We start from the raw sequence: 15,411 nt of genomic DNA, 5'->3' as shown, positions 1-15,411 counted from the left end.
TTTAAATATTCACACCAAATTGTCTACAAAAACCCGCTAGGCCTTCTTTAAACCCTGTGCCTACAGCGGCAAATTTCCACTCATTACTATCTCTATAGAGTCGCCCAAACATCAAAGCGGTTTCAACAGAAAAATCCTCTTCTAAGTCATAACGCAAAATTTCTTTCCCATCGCTTTCATCTACAACGCGTACAAAGGCATTTCTAACCATGCCAAAATTTTGTTTGCGCTCATTAGCTTCATGGATAGTAACTACAATATTAATTTCTTTAACATCAGCAGAGACTTTGTTTAAATCAACTTTAATGCTTTCATCATCGCCCTCACCGGCTCCGGTGCGATTATCTCCGGTGTGTACTACAGATCCATCTTTACTTGTAAGATTGTTATAAAACACAAAATTGGCATCATCGCTAACTTTACCAGAGGCATCTGTTAAAAATACAGAAGCGTCTAAATCAAACTCGCGCCCTGTATCGCTTGCATTCACATCCCAGCCCAGCCCTACAACAATTTTAGACAATCCGGGTTTTTCTTTGCTTAAAGATATCCTTCCACCTTTAACTAAACTAACTGACATCATATCTCCCTTATATTTTGATCAAATAAGCCCCCATTCTAACAGAAAAACGAGCATTTTAGATTAAATCAGTCTTTTAGAGTGCTAAATCGTATTTGATAGAAGTCATGACATAACTGCGATCTTGGGTGGTGGGGGCAAATTTAGGGTTGGGAGCTCCAAAGTAGGCCACTTTATAACCTCTATGCATGCTTACTTGGTAGCCATTGATGCGTAACATCAAGTGGATATGTTTACCTAAATTATACTCGCATGTCAGACCTAGACTTTGTGATTGTGCGCGCGGGGCAAAGGTGAGTTTGCCTAGTAAATACCAAGAGAAATGTTTAAATGTCCCACCTAAACGGGCATGTAAAGTAATGGCATTGGCATCATAAAGATTAGTATAAGCATCTTCATAGGGGGTATCATCTGTGGTATCAAAAGAAACAGGCGAACCATTCCAGCCTAACTGGGCATTAGCATTGCCAAAATTCTTATACACCCCATAACCAAAATAGTAATCTTTGTAGTAAAACCTTTGGCGCACTAAGAGAGTGGCCGTATCATGGCCTATTAAATTGCCACGATAATAGGTTTTGGCTAGAGCAGCGCTATAAATAGGAAACCAAGCATAAATATCGGTTTGAATTTTGAACTGACCCGGATTAAAGGTCGCACTCGCCTGTAAGCCGGGGGCGTTAAAATTTTTAGGATAAAACCAAAAGAAGGGTTTGATCGTGTAGTGCTTGGTTGCATAAACTAAAGAGATGGCATGCATGCCATAATTGACACGGCGGCCACTACTAAACTCATAACTCACAGGGGCATAAAAATCCCGGATAAATTGGACATTGGCTAAACCCCTGCCATAGGTGCTAAACCATGTAAGCTTGAAATTACCCAGATGTAAAAAGACTGTAAAGCCTTGATTATAGCCACGCAAAAACAAAGCTTCAGAACTGATATAGCGGCCTAGTATGATTCCAAAAATATCTTTATAGGTGTAATTCAGATAGGCATTATATAAAATATAATTTTTAGCATGCGATTCATCTTCAAAGCGTACAGACTTCCAAGAAGCATTCATTAAATACCCTTCCCAGCGCCCCATATAATACCAGTTAGCTGGTTGCAAACCTGAATTAGGCGCACTCTGATCTATCAAAGCCCTAGTTGAATCATAGGCTAGTCCCCCTATTTCTCCACCAAGCCCTATACTTAGTTTGTGTGCGCTGATAGACTTTGGTAATAAATTAGCATCTACTTGTAGTGCCCCAATGGTGGTTACATAGCTACCAGTTGGATAAAGCCCTTTATCTGAGTTGATGGGGGCGTTATTAAAACCAATGCGTGAGAATGAACCCACATTGCCTGAAAAGTGATAATCAAAAGCATATAAATCCATAAACCCAAGTAAACTTCCAAAAATTGCGCGTGCAATGTAAAAGTACAAAGAGTTATGCATGGATTATCCTTACTTTTTGATAAATTTTGTAAAACCTCCAAATTGATAACTAATAGAGGTCATAAGATAGCTGCGATCCTGAATCGTAGGGGCAAATTTGAAATTAGGGGCTCCAGAATAGCCCACCTTATACCCGCGGTATGTGAACACTTCATAATAATTAAGCCGTAGCATTACGCGGATATTTTTAGTTACATTATAAAAACAGGTAAAACCCAAAGCTTGTTCATTAGCCTTAGGCGAATAAGTAAGCCTGCCTAGCACTTCCCAAGAAAGCTTTTTATAAGCACCTCCCCCCCGCGCTACTAGAGTGAGCGCATTAGCATTATAAAGATTATCCAAACGGCTATCATAGGGTGTATGATCTTTGGTGTCGTAGTTAATAGGCGTACCAAAACGGGCAAACATCGCGTTTGAATTGCCAAAATTCATACCAGTTAGCTGGTTGCAAACCTGAATTAGGCGCACTCTGATCTATCAAAGCCCTAGTTGAATCATAGGCTAGTCCCCCTATTTCTCCACCAAGCCCTATACTTAGTTTGTGTGCGCTGATAGACTTTGGTAATAAATTAGCATCTACTTGTAGTGCCCCAATGGTGGTTACATAGCTACCAGTTGGATAAAGCCCTTTATCTGAGTTGATGGGGGCGTTATTAAAACCAATGCGTGAGAATGAACCCACATTGCCTGAAAAGTGATAATCAAAAGCATATAAATCCATAAACCCAAGTAAACTTCCAAAAATTGCGCGTGCAATGTAAAAGTATAAAAGTCGCGGATATATTGCAAAGTAGAACGGCCCCGTCCATAGCTACTAAACCAATCCAAACGCCAACTTTTCTTTTTTACAAAGCACTCAAACCCTTGATTATGATCGCTTAAAAAAAGCGCGTGGCTGCGGTAACGCCCCAGAGTACAACCCGCTATATCTTTGTAAGCATAACTGATATAGGAATTATAAATAATGTAGTTATGGGCGTATAAGCTATTGCCATAGTTGGACTTAGCCCATGGGGCATTTAATAAATAACCCTGCCAACGCCCGATATAATACCAGCCAGCGGGTTGGTATCCGGCACTTGGATCGCTTTGATTGATAAGGGTTTTTGTAGAATCAAAAGCCAGAGCGCCTAGTTCTCCTCCAATCCCTGCTTTCAGTTTATGCGCACTTACAGATTTAGGCAATAAATTAACATCAATTTGTAACATTCCTACGGTGGTAACATAACTCCCCGTTGGGTAGATTCCCTTATTTGAATTGATAGCTGAATTGTTAAACCCTACGCGTGAAAACGAGCCAACACGGCCACTAATTTTATAATCAAAAGCTAATAAGCAAGAAAAAGAAAGCAAGAGTATCCAAAGATTTTTAAACTTCAAAACCAGCCTTGCAAAAGTTAGGATGAGACCTCCCGGGGCGCTATAATTTTTAGGATAAAACCATAAAAAAGTTTTAATATCCCAAGATTTATTTTTCCAAGAAAGAGTGGCTGCGTGCATGCCATAATTAAACCGCTTTCCGTATTTAATTTATGCCAACACGCGCGGTAAATTAATGCGCTATGAAAGTGCCCCACCCATTGCGGGCAGTAGCAATGGCGATGGCTGGTATTATGTGTTTCATAGTAGGCACGATAGCGCCGCGCGGCATTTGGCCTTTGATAATGTTTGTCTACCAAGAAAGCACCCCTTTTGGCAGAATCACACCCCGCCACTTGATTGGGGTTGTCGGTGTGAGATTGCTATGTGGTCAGAAAGACAGATCAAGGCCAAAGGAATAGCGGTTACTCAAAATATCCCACAAGAGGGCGGTACTCAAGCGGGGGGATTTGAAAGAGATAACAACAAGTTCTTAGCTAGCTTTTTTAAAAACAAGTTGGCCACTTATGCGGGCAATTCAAAAGCTACTAGCCTACTTAAAGGCGTGTTGCAAAATATCGCTAGCAAAAAGGCGCGGTTTAAATCTTTGATCCGACTTTCACAAAATGGCGGGAGTTTGCGTTTTGGTAATTTAGATAGTTTGCCAATTACTCTAAAATCTGAAACACTCAAGGCTAACCCCGCTAATGATCTGTTTGATTTTTTCTTAGCTAAAGAAGTGTTAGACAATCCACTATTAATGGCCACCCATAGAGATACGCGTAAGCTAGTGGGTCAGAAGTTAGGGCGCTGGTATGAGCTTGAGATACAAGGCACAGAGTTAGTCAGTTTAGAGCACTTCAAAGAAGCGCCTGACTTAAAAGAGGGCTTTAAACTTGAGCGATTAGATTTTGATAAGTTAGCGCAGCGCCTCCAAAATGAGAAACCCTACCCCTTCACTCAAAGAGTTCTTAACACAATCAAAAGCGCGCTATCTTTGCTAAGCTTAGATGAGAAACAAGAGCGCCATGTTTTGGATAGCCCAAATTATAAACAAGGGCGGAGTTACTACACTAAAGCCCCGAGTATTGAGGAGGTTAGGGAGTGGATAGCACAAACGGCGGCCATACAAGGGGAAAAGCGCATATGGGATAAGAAACTAATTATTGAACATCCCGATTTTGAGGGCATAGTTATGCCCTTTGGTGGGATCAAAGAAAAAACAAAGACAAATTTTAGTAAGGTGCATTTCAGCAAAAGAGGCATTCACATTGTGCCTTTTTTGGAAGGCAAACATGATTAAACTAGAGGATTATACAAAATATCTAGGCTGGGTTGTTAAAGTAACTTTAGTTAATGATCAAATTTGCGATGAAGGCACTGCTATTGAGGGTTTTTTTTGGGTTATGATTTTGCGGTTTGTAGTGGTGAAGAAGAAGATAATGTATCAATTGATATGGGGGGTGGCTGGGTGTATGGCCTAAATGTTTCAGATATTAAGGAGATAACCCCGCTTTACAAGAATAGTAAGGCTAAAAAACAAAATTAACCCCCTTTTTCGCATTTTCTGATCAAAACCCCTTGTAAAATCCATTCAAAAAAGCAAGGCACAAAATGGATTTTTCTAAAGCTTTACAAAAACTAAATGACCGCATTAGTGGGCTTAATGTGATGCGGGGGCGGCTTATTAAGTTTGTTAATCCCACTCAAGCGGATACACAAACACCCGCCCCCTACCCCTTCACTCAAAGAGTTCTTAACACAATCAAAAGCGCGCTATCTTTGCTAAGCTTAGATGAGAAACAAGAGCGCCATGTTTTGGATAGCCCAAATTATAAACAAATTAACCGGTTGATAAGAACTAGAAATATCACCAATAACGATTTAGCACCCTTGGGTTTGCATTTTGAAAATATAGAAGTTTATGAAGGTGTGGTTTGGCGCAATAACGAATTAACCCAAGCCTTTAAAGATTATATGCGTAGTATGGATAGCATTAGCGCTTTTGCTGTAGTTTATGAGTCAATCAAAAACGCACCCCTTTTAGAAAACTAGAGGCTAGCTATATTCTAGGCAATGACGGCGGTATTGGTAGTTATTTATGCATTTGCAATCGGGCTAAGAAATTCTTACACAAAATTAATAAATGCTAATGATGATGTCAAAAGTGTCTTATTTTTTTCTGATGGGTCCAATCTACGCGGTTTGTAGTGGTGAAGAAGAAGATAATGTATCAATTGATATGGGGGGTGGCTGGGTGTATGGCCTAAATGTTTCAGATATTAAGGAGATAACCCCGCTTTACAAGAATAGTAAGGCTAAAAAACAAAATTAACCCCCTTTTTCGCATTTTCTGATCAAAACCCCTTGTAAAATCCATTCAAAAAAGCAAGGCACAAAATGGATTTTTCTAAAGCTTTACAAAAACTAAATGACCGCATTAGTGGGCTTAATGTGATGCGGGGGCGGCTTATTAAGTTTGTTAATCCCACTCAAGCGGATACACAAACACCCGCCCCTGAAGCGAACAACACTAGCGCGCCCACTCAAGCGCCTACACCGCCCGCCCCTGAAGTTACAACCCCCGCCCCCTTAAGCGATTCAGAAAGACAAGAGCGGCTAGATATAATTAACCGGTTGATAAGAACTAGAAATATCACCAATAACGATTTAGCCCCCTTGGGTTTGCATTTTGAAAATATAGAAGTTTATGAAGGTGTGGTTTGGCGCAATAACGAATTAACCCAAGCCTTTAAAGATTATATGCGTAGTATGGATAGCATTAGCGCTAAGCAAAACTCCCGCCCAAGAGAAAGCTAAGAGAAAATTAAGAAAAATCCCCGCTTTCTGTCCACAAACTTTTTAAAGCGGCGATAAAGCCCGGTTGTTTTTTGGCAAGCACCTTAAAAGAATTTAACAAATGCACAAACTGCTCAAAACTCAGGCCATAGATTTCCCGGGCGATTAAAATATCTAATTTGGCGCGCTTCATATCATAAAGTTTAGAGGTTTTGGGCACATCAAGCCGCCTTTCAAACACCGCTTTTAGTGCCTCAAACTCTCCGGCTTTATCGTTAAAAAGTTGGCACTCTAGCGCGCTTTTTGCAATCTGTAAAAAAGTGGGGTTGTTTTCTATTTCTGTTAGGCTAGGCTGGGGTAGGGGGAGTTCAAGCAAACAGGTTTTAGTAACATTAATTTGTGCACGCAAGCGCAAGAGAAAATCCACCACCAAAGAATTTAAAAGCCCTAGTGCAAAGAGTAATTGCAAAGGTTTTATTTCTACCATGCCCTTTTTAGTGTAAACATAGGGAATACTTAAAAACATGCTATTCCCGGCCACACAATTTTTCGCCACCAAACTCACAATTAAACTACGCTCATCTGTATCACTAGACACCCCTCTATACCCTAGCCTAAAATATTGGTGTTCAAAGGCAATTGCCCCGCTATAGCCTGCTTTTTTAGCCCGAAAGATCTCTTTACTTTGTAGCCTATCCTCAAGTTTTGCGCGCTGTACTTGATAGCGCGGCGTATTAAAGCGCGCGTTAAACTGGTGGATATATTTGCCCTCTAAAAGGGGAAGCGTCTCGTTTTCACTCGCGCCTCTTGTACCGGTTTTCTTTGTTTTTAAAGTCTCTTGATCCATAAATAAATCTTTATCATTGCTCATGTCTAATTCGCGCCTAAAATCTAGCCACGCTGTGTTGAGTTTATTAAACCGCGCCTCGCAGTGTTTGGCAATTTCTAAATCTAGCGCATTTCTAACCTCTTTAAGCGCTCTTTCTTGCGTATTTAAGAGTTCTTTAATAGGGATTAAAAGGGGTTTTAATTCTTTAATTTGCTCCACTTGTTCTAAATAAAAGAGGGTTTTAATGGTGGCCTTTGGGTGTGCTTTTTTATTAGAAATACCAAGCAGGGCAAATTTATAACGGCTATCCACATCTTCAAAAATCTTTTTGCGATTCTCAAAGCTATAAAAAAACTCTGGGCTAAATTTTTCTAAAATAGCTGATCGTAGCCCTACACTGCCCTCCTCAAACATTAAAGCACTTGGAATAACCACACATAGCCTAGCCTCTTTGGCAAGAAGCCCTAATTGGCGCTCAATAAAAAATCTAAACAAATTGCTATCGCCTACGCCTCTACTGAGGGGGTAATGGGTTTTATAATAGGCATTTAAGGTTTGAATCTCCTCTATACCCTATTCAAATTGCTTTTTAATATAGAGTTTATCCAAAGCATTGAGGCGCAACTCCTCTTGCTCTTTAAGACTGAACCTTCGGTAATTACTCCTTAAACTAGCAAAAAACTCGCTGGCATCAAATTTTGTTTTCTCCCAAGGGGGGTTGCCCACAATGGCATCAAAACAAATTTGATTATCCTGCATTTCACTCGCGCCTCTTTGTACGGTTTTCTTTGTTTTTAAAGTCTCTTGATCCATAAATAAATCTTTATCATTGCTCATGTCTAATTCGCGCCTAAAATCTAGCCACGCTGTGTTGAGTTTATTAAACCGCGCCTCGCAGTGTTTGGCAATTTCTAAATCTAGCGCATTTCTAACCTCTTTAAGCGCTCTTTCTTGCGTATTTAAGAGTTCTTTAATAGGGATTAAAAGGGGTTTTAATTCTTGTTTAAAAAGTTCTTTAGAATGCTCTATTTCCTCTTTGGTGGTGTCTTTGATACTAGTTAGGGCTTTAAAATCCTCCTGTAGCTTTTTAAACTCCTCAAAAAAGTTTGGCGCAAATACACTTCCTTGATAGGCTATAGAATTTTTAATCTGACCTGTTTCTCTCAAAAATTCTTTAAATTCCTCTAAAGTACAACCTAACAAGGCATCGCCACATCTAAGGTGGGGTTCTAAAAAACTTAGTGGCGTACCAAAAACAAAGCTATCTATCCAAAGCGCGAGTTTAGCTAGTTCAATTGCAAAGGGGTTTTTATCTATGCCATAAATTAAGTTTTTAAGCACCAAGCGCTTAATCAAAGCACCCTCATCAAGCGGGAAACTTGGTACAGCGCATTTTTTAATCTGTTCCTCTACAATTTGTTTTTCTTGTTCTAAAAGAGGTTTTAAAGAGGGAAATTCACCATTTAATGCCCTTTGGCTCACTTGGTGCAAACTTTCAATTAAAAAAGCCCCCGATCCACAGGCATTATCTAGGATTTTAAAATTTAAGATGTTGGCATCATTTAACCCTACTAAGGCCTGTTTGACTAATTCTTTTGTGATTTTCTCTGGGGTGTAAAAACTCCCGCTACTTTTGCGCGAATTGGCGCTATTTTTTAAATAAAGCTGGCCTTGTGTGTAGTGTTGGGTACTTTTGGGTTTTTCTTTGATATTTTTAAGATCATAGCTATCAAAATACCCCTCATTTGTGGCATACACGCAATAATATAAATTCTCACTAGCTAGGGCAAATTGATAGGAAAGTAGCCCCTCATAAATACTACCCAAATGCGAGATACTAAGCATAGAATAACCCCGCTTATAGCCTTTTTCATAGTCATAATAAAAAAGTTTAGTCAGAATGCGCTTTAGTAGGGTGTCATTAATGATTTGCCCCCTTTTAAAAAGGGTGCTTTTAGATTCTTCAAAAAGCCCGCCATTAAAAAGAGGCATGGAATAATTAGCATTGCCCGCGTTATAAACCCTAAAAATCTCCTCTAAACGCGCCATTCCCACAAAACTGGCGCTATTTTCTCCCCATTTTTTATCCTCTAACAAAGTGTATAGACTCAAATAACGAGAAAGGGCGGGGTGATCTTTAAGGCTGTCTAAAAATCTATCCTCAAAGTAGGCAATAAAGAGTAAGCGGAATAAAAAATATAGGGTGTTTTCATAGATGTTTTTTAAAAGAATCTCTCTTTCTTCTTCTTTAGTTTGCTTGGCATAAACAGCATAAAGCGCTGCGCCGATGTCCTCAAAGAGCGAATCCTGCCCATTTGTGCCATAGATTAAACTAGATAAATCTTGTTCAATTTGTACAATGTTTTTTGCGTTACACTCTAAGGTCTTTTCTATAGGGCTATCTTTGGGGGTGAAGTTTTGCGCGCTAAAAAGATGATAAAAGTATAAAAACTCTTCTAAATCCTGATTTTGCAAAATCCCCTCTAAATGCACCTCAAAAAAGACTTTATGGGTAGAAAGGGTACTGGTGTTATAAAAGCGCCAAAAACGCCCATTAGTTAAAAAGCCATAATCATGCCTTAAGGCGTTGCAGTAGTGCAAAATCTGGTAGTGGGGGTTGTTTTCTACTTTGCCATTATCTAAGATCACAGAGGAGGCTTTACTCTCTAAAATTACGGCAAAATGTTCATTACTCGCCCGTCTTAAATCTCTTTCTAATGCTGTGTACTTTAACAAACACTCTTTAGTGGCAAAAAGTAAAAAGTCTGGTTTTTCTAATTTGCCTTGAATGATCTTTTCCTCTTGGCGTAAAAATTGCCAACCTAAAATTTCAAGCACAGGGGCAATAAAGCTATCTTCAAACTGGTGTTCGTTGCTTTGTGTGTTTATATTAAGCGCACACATGCGATCTAGAGCTTGTTTAGCCTGTGCTTGACTTTGATCAAAGTTATAAAGAATAGGAAATTCCTCGTTTAAAGTGTAGGGGGTAAAGAGATTATTTGTGATAAAGCGCATGGGGGTCTTTCTTAAAAATAAAGGCATTGTAACAAAAGAGGGGTTAATGTGGGTTGAGAGGTTTTAACTTTGTGGTTATAATGGGGGAATTTTTGTTTGAAAAATTTAGAGGAGTGTATGAAAACCTTAACACAATTACAGAGCTTTAAGGATTTATTAGAGCATTTTAACACCATTAAAACGATCCATATGAAAGACATGTTTAAAGAAGATCCAAGCCGTGCCACGCGTTATTTTCTTAAAACTGGCTCTATTTATTTAGATTACTCTAAAAATCGCATCAACAACACCACTTTAAAACTCTTAAGAGCTCTAGCCCAAGAATGCGGGCTAAAGCACAAAATAGAGGCGATGTTTTCGGGTGCAAAAATCAACACCACAGAGGAGCGCGCTGTTTTACATACCGCTTTGCGTTATCAAGGAGAGTCGCCTATTATAGAGGAGGGGCAAAATGTTCTCCCACAGGTACGCGCCGTACTGGAGCGCATGGAGGCCTTTAGCGATGCGCTGCGTTGTGGGGAGTGGCTTGGCTATACTAATCAAGTGATTACTGATGTTGTTAATATTGGTATAGGCGGATCGGATTTAGGGGCTTTAATGGTGTGTAAGGCACTTAAACACTACGGTAGCCCGCGTTTAAATGTGCACTTTATTTCTAATGTAGATGGTACGCAAATACAAGGGGTGTTAGATAAGATTTATCCAGAAACCACGCTTTTTATCATTGCCTCTAAGACTTTTTCTACACAGGAAACTTTAACTAATGCGCTAAGCGCGCGCCAATGGTTTTTAGCCCACGCCTTAGATGAATGCCACATTGCTAAGCATTTTGTGGCTGTTTCTACTAATAAAGAAGCGGTACAAGACTTTGGGATTGATACAGAAAACATGTTTTCTTTTTGGAATTGGGTAGGGGGTCGTTATAGTTTATGGTCAGCTGTTGGGCTTTCTATTATGATTTATCTAGGCAAGCAAAATTTTAAGAGTTTATTACAGGGGGCTTATGAAATGGATGAGCATTTTAAAAACGCCCCCTTTGAGCAGAATATGCCGGTTATTTTAGCACTCTTAGGCATTTGGTATATTAATCTTTTTGATGCGGGTAGCCATTTAATAGCCCCCTATGATCAATATTTGCGCTATTTTCCGCGTTTTATCCAACAACTAGATATGGAAAGCAATGGCAAAAGCACCACTTTAGAGGGGCAAGTAGTGGATTATGATACAGGGCCTATTATTTGGGGCGATGTGGGTACTAATGCCCAGCATGCGTTTTTCCAATTACTCCATCAAGGTACGCATATTAGCCCGATTGATTTTATTGTCTCTCTAAGCAAAGAGGGGCATTTACCAGAACACCATGATATTTTGGTGAGTAACATGTTTGCCCAAGCACAGGCTTTTATGGAGGGTAAGGAATATGAAGAAGCCTTTAAAGAGCTCTTAAAAATGGGTTATTCTGAGCAAAAAGCTAGCAAACTTGCCCACCACCGCATTTTTTCGGGTAATCGCCCTAGTAATGTGATTTTATTAGAAACCATTTGCCCTAAGAGTGTGGGGGCTTTAATTGCGCTTTATGAACATAAAATCTTTATACAAGGGGTGATTTGGAATATTAATAGTTTTGATCAATGGGGCGTAGAATTAGGTAAAGAGCTCACAAAAGACATTTTAGCAAGGTTGCGCCATGAACCCTCTCAAAAGCACCAAGATAGCTCTACAGAACTGGTCAGCTGTTGGGCTTTCTATTATGATTTATCTAGGCAAGCAAAAGATCGCGTTATTTTCTTTTGTGTTTTTAAGATAAGCCGATAGCATTTAAAGATGAAGGCTTGGTTTCTGCAAATTCTACAAAGGAGAAAAAATGCTAAAAAGTGTGTTGTGTGTAGCGTTGGTGGGTGTACTTTGCAGTGTGCAGGCTAAGGGAGAGGGTGATGCGTATTTTTCAATTGCTGAAAAAGCTTATCAAAGTAAAGGTTATAAGAAAGCCCTAGAGTATTTCAAGAAAGCAGCAAGCATGGGAGATGCGGCCGGCTATAATAACTTAGGAAACTTGTATGAGAATGGGGAGGGTGTGCAAAAAAATCTACAGAGGGCTTTAGAATATCATAAGAAAGCCTGTGAGCTAGGATTTAAAGATGCGTGTCATAGAATAAAATAATTAAGGTATGTTGACATACTCCCCATAGCTAAAGCTAGGGGATTCTGGGATCATCAAAGCTTGCCCGCTAGGCGGGTCTTACAGCTTCTCCTCCAAGAGTGGATGCCCCCACTCTATGAATATTTATACTTGCGTTCAAATCTCTATCCAAAGAAAAGCCACAAGAAGGGCAATGAAAAAACCTATCTTTTAGGCTTAAATCCTCTTTGAGTGCTCCACAATTAGAACAAGTTTTAGAGCTAGGATAGAATCTATCAATCTTAACCACTTGGGTTTTTCTCTCCAAGATAGCCACAAACTCACCAAAAGCCAAATCATTAATCTTGCGCCCCCAAAGTTTAACCATACCCTTCAGGTTCAAATCTTCAATGAAAATAGTGGCGTATTGTTTGGCTAGGCTATTAGCAATCTTGTAGAAAAAGTCTTTTCTAAGATTTTGGACTTTGCGGTGCAATCTAGCAAGTTTTAGCCTAGCCTTTAGGCGGTTATGACTGCCTCTTTTCTTTTTGGATAGGGAGCGAGAGCAAGCACGGATCAAAGGCAAGAATTTAGAGAAAAATAAAGGCGATGGGATTTGTGTGCCATTAGAGCATGTGAGAAAAGTTTTTAACCCAAAGTCAAGCCCCACGCTGTTACCGCCTGCGGGCTTAAGGTTATCCTCTGTTTCGCACACCAAGCACAAGAAATAATCGCCTAGATTATCTCTTTTAATGGTTAAGGTCTTGGGTTTGCCTGCAAGGTCGTAGGTTTTGACAAACTTAAAGCGATAGCCATTAAAAGAGATAATGTTGTCTTGGATTTTATAACCACATTGTGAAAATGTGAAAGACTGATAGTTGGCCACCTTTTTAAATCTAGGCGGTCTGCCTTGTTTCTTAAAAAACTTTTTATAAGCCTTGTCTATCCTCCCTACTAGCTCTTGCAAGGTTTGAGAGCCTAGAGTTTTCAAAAAAGCAAAGCGTGCTGTTCTCTTTAGCTTGGTGATGTGCTTTTTCAAAGTGTAGAAATTCAAGTGCTTCTTATAGAGCCTATAATACCGCTTATGCAAAGCGATACAATGATTGTAGCAAATGCCATAAAGACGCAAGAGTCTGTCTATCTGCTTGTTCTTGCTTGAATTGTAGAGTTTCTGCTTGTAGGCGATGAGCATAGAACTATATTATACACACTTTGCTTGAAAAACGACCAAACATGCGCCTTATATCCCCATAGTTAAAGCTAGGGGGTTTACGGCGCGGTTGCTAAATTATGGAGGTTTAGCGAAGTGGATAAGCCCCAATTATAGGGGCTTAGGGTGGAATGGTGGGTTGGGTGAAGAATAAAAACTATTCTCATGATTACCAATGGAGTGGTGGCGTAAGATTGTGGCAAATTCATGGTAAATGCTTGCAATTTGATCTTTAGAAACAACAGATAAGTCGCTTATTTTATATTTTTCCTTGCCAATTTTATAGGCCTCTATATCTGTTTCAAAAAGGCCTTTAGTGGTGGAGGCTGTAGAATAAGTTTCCTTCCACACTTCAAAATAACTTGTAGCATTGGTATTAGCCGGATCATTAAAACCGCGCTTGTTATCCTCCTTTTTAAGTGTGCTGTTGATGTGCTCTAAGTGATCTGAATTATCTTGCATAGAAATTAAGCGCATTTCATACTTGTTTCCATTTTCAAAGGCTAGTAAACACAGATAGGGGGTTTTATTCACCGCATAGTAACTAAAGAGTTGGCCACCATTTTTAAGCATGTTATTCCATTCCTTGCTAAACTCACTCCCATAGGTTTTATTCTCAATTAAAACTAAGTTTTCAAATTTCTGATTAAGCACTAAAATATCGCTATAAACCTGTGGCTTATGCCCCACTTTAAAGCTAGGTTCTAAAATAATATGCTCTGGCTTATAGCCTTTTTCTAAAAGTTTATGCACAGCCACTAAACAGACAAAGTTTTCATTAGATTTAAAATTAGTGGTGGTGTTTCTATGGATAATAAAACCCTTGCTAGGCTTATCTAAACTTGGATACTCCCCCTCTTTAAAGTCTGTATCAAGGGGTGTATATGTGATGCTTTTCTTTGTAAAATCCACCTCAATCCTAGCCCCCACTTCATAGGATTTTGTGAACACACTCTTCCCTTCAAACCCTAAAGCTAGAAGTACCTCTTTTAAATTTTTTATAGCGATCATTAATTAGCCTTACTCATCTTTTCTAGCTTGACTTGGTTAGTTTTTCTAATCCATGCAAGTACTCTATTGTGCTTTCTTTTTTAGGGCTAGAATTGGCTTTAAAACGGTTATACACTTGGCTTTTAAGGCTGTAGTTACCGTGTTTACTAAAGAGAGTTTTAATTTCCTCTAAATTTAATAACCCTTCATTGTTATAACTTAAAAAGATAAAACGCGCGTTGGTGTGTTTAATCACATATTCTAAGGCCTTGTATGCGGCGTGTTTGTTACACCACGCAGATTTTTGATAGACCCTAAGACCAGTTTTACCCTGTGGGATAAAATCATCATAAATAGCAATGCTGTTTAATATATGGTAATTAGCCCCATATTCGCGTTGGTTATAGGGGGGATCTAAATATAAAACATCGGTTTTAATTTGTCTAATAAGTTTACTCGCATCAGTTTGGTAGGCATAGTGAGAATTCATGCTTAACTCTAAAGCAGCAGGAGATAAAAACAAATCTTGTTGTGCGCTTTTTTTAAGATGTTTTAAAAAGGCGCCATAAATAGAGGCTGTGTTAGCCACTTTATCCGCACACTCTAAAAGCGAGGTGAGTAAAAAGTAAAATTCGGCTTGAGTGATGGCTTGTTTTTCTTGCCAGCGCGCAATCTGGGTACGCATGCTATCAATTTTCATGGCATTTGTATCGCTAAAATACTGCCGCTTCTCACCGCCCCCTAAAGCGTAGTGTTTATAAATTTTACCCTTGATAGGCCGGAGATGATTAAGGGTATTGATAAGTTTGATAGCCCGTTTTAAGGGTTGTGTGTTTTCAATATAATGCTTGGCTAGTACAAAGCTATAAAACTCTTGATCATTACTTAGTACTTGTTTAACATGGTTTTTAAATAACCTCCCTACTGCTGCTGTTCCGGAAAAGAGATCGGTAAAAACGCAGTCTGCAAGCAAAACCCCATGGGATCTTAAAGTATCCTGAATACTACTGAGTAAAAAACTAGATAACCTGCGTTTAGAGCCAATGTAATTCACTACATGCCT

12 protein-coding genes and 3 pseudogenes are annotated in these 15,411 nt (G+C 39.3%); 6 read left to right on the top strand and 9 right to left on the bottom strand.

Going from position 1 to position 15,411, the window contains the following annotated elements:
* Position 1: 1 nt before the first annotated feature.
* From OO773_RS00820 to OO773_RS00805, 5 genes and pseudogenes are all read right to left on the bottom strand, one after another.
* Positions 2–580, bottom strand: a complete 579-nt coding sequence (locus tag OO773_RS00820) for a TerD family protein (protein WP_034376167.1) — start codon at positions 578–580, stop codon at positions 2–4.
* 76 nt (positions 581–656) lie between these two features.
* On the bottom strand, positions 657–2,027 hold the full coding sequence (locus tag OO773_RS00815; RefSeq protein WP_176485343.1) for an outer membrane family protein: 1,371 nt from the start codon (positions 2,025–2,027) through the stop codon (positions 657–659).
* A 9-nt stretch (positions 2,028–2,036) separates the two neighbouring features.
* A complete protein-coding gene (locus OO773_RS09915; RefSeq protein WP_406600090.1) occupies positions 2,037–2,435 on the bottom strand; it encodes an outer membrane family protein in 399 nt (132 codons plus the stop codon).
* A 22-nt stretch (positions 2,436–2,457) separates the two neighbouring features.
* Positions 2,458–2,748 (bottom strand): annotated as a pseudogene (locus tag OO773_RS09910) (outer membrane family protein); the annotation flags it as partial.
* 44 nt (positions 2,749–2,792) lie between these two features.
* Positions 2,793–3,413 (bottom strand): annotated as a pseudogene (locus OO773_RS00805) (outer membrane family protein); the annotation flags it as partial.
* Between the two features lie 169 nt (positions 3,414–3,582).
* Here OO773_RS00805 and OO773_RS00800 point away from each other — a divergent pair.
* The 4 genes from OO773_RS00800 to OO773_RS00785 all read left to right on the top strand — a co-directional run bounded on the left by OO773_RS00800 (position 3,583) and on the right by OO773_RS00785 (position 6,206).
* Positions 3,583–4,689: a polymorphic toxin type 50 domain-containing protein gene (locus OO773_RS00800; protein WP_264828599.1), complete on the top strand. Its 1,107-nt coding sequence runs from the start codon at positions 3,583–3,585 to the stop codon at positions 4,687–4,689.
* A gap of 96 nt (positions 4,690–4,785) precedes the next feature.
* On the top strand, positions 4,786–4,935 hold the full coding sequence (locus tag OO773_RS00795; RefSeq protein WP_163499987.1) for a hypothetical protein: 150 nt from the start codon (positions 4,786–4,788) through the stop codon (positions 4,933–4,935).
* A gap of 65 nt (positions 4,936–5,000) precedes the next feature.
* Positions 5,001–5,441 carry a hypothetical protein gene (locus OO773_RS00790; protein WP_264828598.1) on the top strand — a complete coding sequence of 147 codons (441 nt, stop codon included), beginning with the start codon at positions 5,001–5,003 and terminating at the stop codon, positions 5,439–5,441.
* Positions 5,442–5,786: 345 nt separating this feature from the next.
* A complete protein-coding gene (locus OO773_RS00785; protein WP_264828597.1) occupies positions 5,787–6,206 on the top strand; it encodes a hypothetical protein in 420 nt (139 codons plus the stop codon).
* A gap of 7 nt (positions 6,207–6,213) precedes the next feature.
* Here OO773_RS00785 and OO773_RS09905 read toward each other — a convergent pair.
* Positions 6,214–9,918, bottom strand: a pseudogene (locus OO773_RS09905) (Eco57I restriction-modification methylase domain-containing protein).
* A gap of 228 nt (positions 9,919–10,146) precedes the next feature.
* Here OO773_RS09905 and pgi point away from each other — a divergent pair.
* The gene (gene pgi, locus OO773_RS00770; protein WP_264828594.1) at positions 10,147–11,844 is read left to right on the top strand and encodes a glucose-6-phosphate isomerase; all 1,698 of its coding nucleotides are present in this window, start codon (positions 10,147–10,149) and stop codon (positions 11,842–11,844) included.
* Between the two features lie 49 nt (positions 11,845–11,893).
* The gene (locus OO773_RS00765) at positions 11,894–12,190 is read left to right on the top strand and encodes a tetratricopeptide repeat protein (RefSeq protein WP_050780194.1); all 297 of its coding nucleotides are present in this window, start codon (positions 11,894–11,896) and stop codon (positions 12,188–12,190) included.
* Positions 12,191–12,257: 67 nt separating this feature from the next.
* On the opposite strand, the gene OO773_RS00760 is transcribed toward OO773_RS00765, so the two are convergent.
* The 3 genes from OO773_RS00760 to OO773_RS00750 form a co-directional block, all read right to left on the bottom strand.
* Positions 12,258–13,340 (bottom strand): RNA-guided endonuclease InsQ/TnpB family protein, encoded by a 1,083-nt coding sequence (locus tag OO773_RS00760; RefSeq protein WP_073193814.1) that lies wholly within the window; start codon positions 13,338–13,340, stop codon positions 12,258–12,260.
* Between the two features lie 129 nt (positions 13,341–13,469).
* Positions 13,470–14,369, bottom strand: coding sequence for a hypothetical protein (locus tag OO773_RS00755; RefSeq protein WP_034376718.1), 900 nt, complete (start codon positions 14,367–14,369; stop codon positions 13,470–13,472).
* 22 nt (positions 14,370–14,391) lie between these two features.
* Complete coding sequence (locus OO773_RS00750) at positions 14,392–15,402, bottom strand: DNA adenine methylase (protein ID WP_006564162.1); 1,011 nt, start codon at positions 15,400–15,402, stop codon at positions 14,392–14,394.
* Positions 15,403–15,411: the final 9 nt, after the last annotated feature.

Origin of the sequence: Helicobacter suis HS1 (genome assembly GCF_026000295.1) — a bacterium.
Classification (GTDB): domain Bacteria; phylum Campylobacterota; class Campylobacteria; order Campylobacterales; family Helicobacteraceae; genus Helicobacter; species Helicobacter suis.
The sequence above is the reverse complement of the archived record's forward strand: the minus strand, read 5'-3'. Positions and strand labels throughout refer to the sequence as shown.

Coding starts and splice junctions, on each gene's coding strand:
- OO773_RS00785 (WP_264828597.1), top strand. CDS start 5,787: ATGGATTTTTCTAAAGCTTTACAAAAACTAAATGACCGCATTAGTGGG.
- OO773_RS00760 (WP_073193814.1), bottom strand. CDS start 13,340: ATGCTCATCGCCTACAAGCAGAAACTCTACAATTCAAGCAAGAACAAG.
- OO773_RS00765 (WP_050780194.1), top strand. CDS start 11,894: ATGCTAAAAAGTGTGTTGTGTGTAGCGTTGGTGGGTGTACTTTGCAGT.
- OO773_RS00790 (WP_264828598.1), top strand. CDS start 5,001: ATGGATTTTTCTAAAGCTTTACAAAAACTAAATGACCGCATTAGTGGG.
- OO773_RS00815 (WP_176485343.1), bottom strand. CDS start 2,027: ATGCATAACTCTTTGTACTTTTACATTGCACGCGCAATTTTTGGAAGT.
- OO773_RS00820 (WP_034376167.1), bottom strand. CDS start 580: ATGTCAGTTAGTTTAGTTAAAGGTGGAAGGATATCTTTAAGCAAAGAA.
- OO773_RS09915 (WP_406600090.1), bottom strand. CDS start 2,435: ATGTTTGCCCGTTTTGGTACGCCTATTAACTACGACACCAAAGATCAT.
- OO773_RS00800 (WP_264828599.1), top strand. CDS start 3,583: ATGCGCTATGAAAGTGCCCCACCCATTGCGGGCAGTAGCAATGGCGAT.
- pgi (WP_264828594.1), top strand. CDS start 10,147: ATGAAAACCTTAACACAATTACAGAGCTTTAAGGATTTATTAGAGCAT.
- OO773_RS00755 (WP_034376718.1), bottom strand. CDS start 14,369: ATGATCGCTATAAAAAATTTAAAAGAGGTACTTCTAGCTTTAGGGTTT.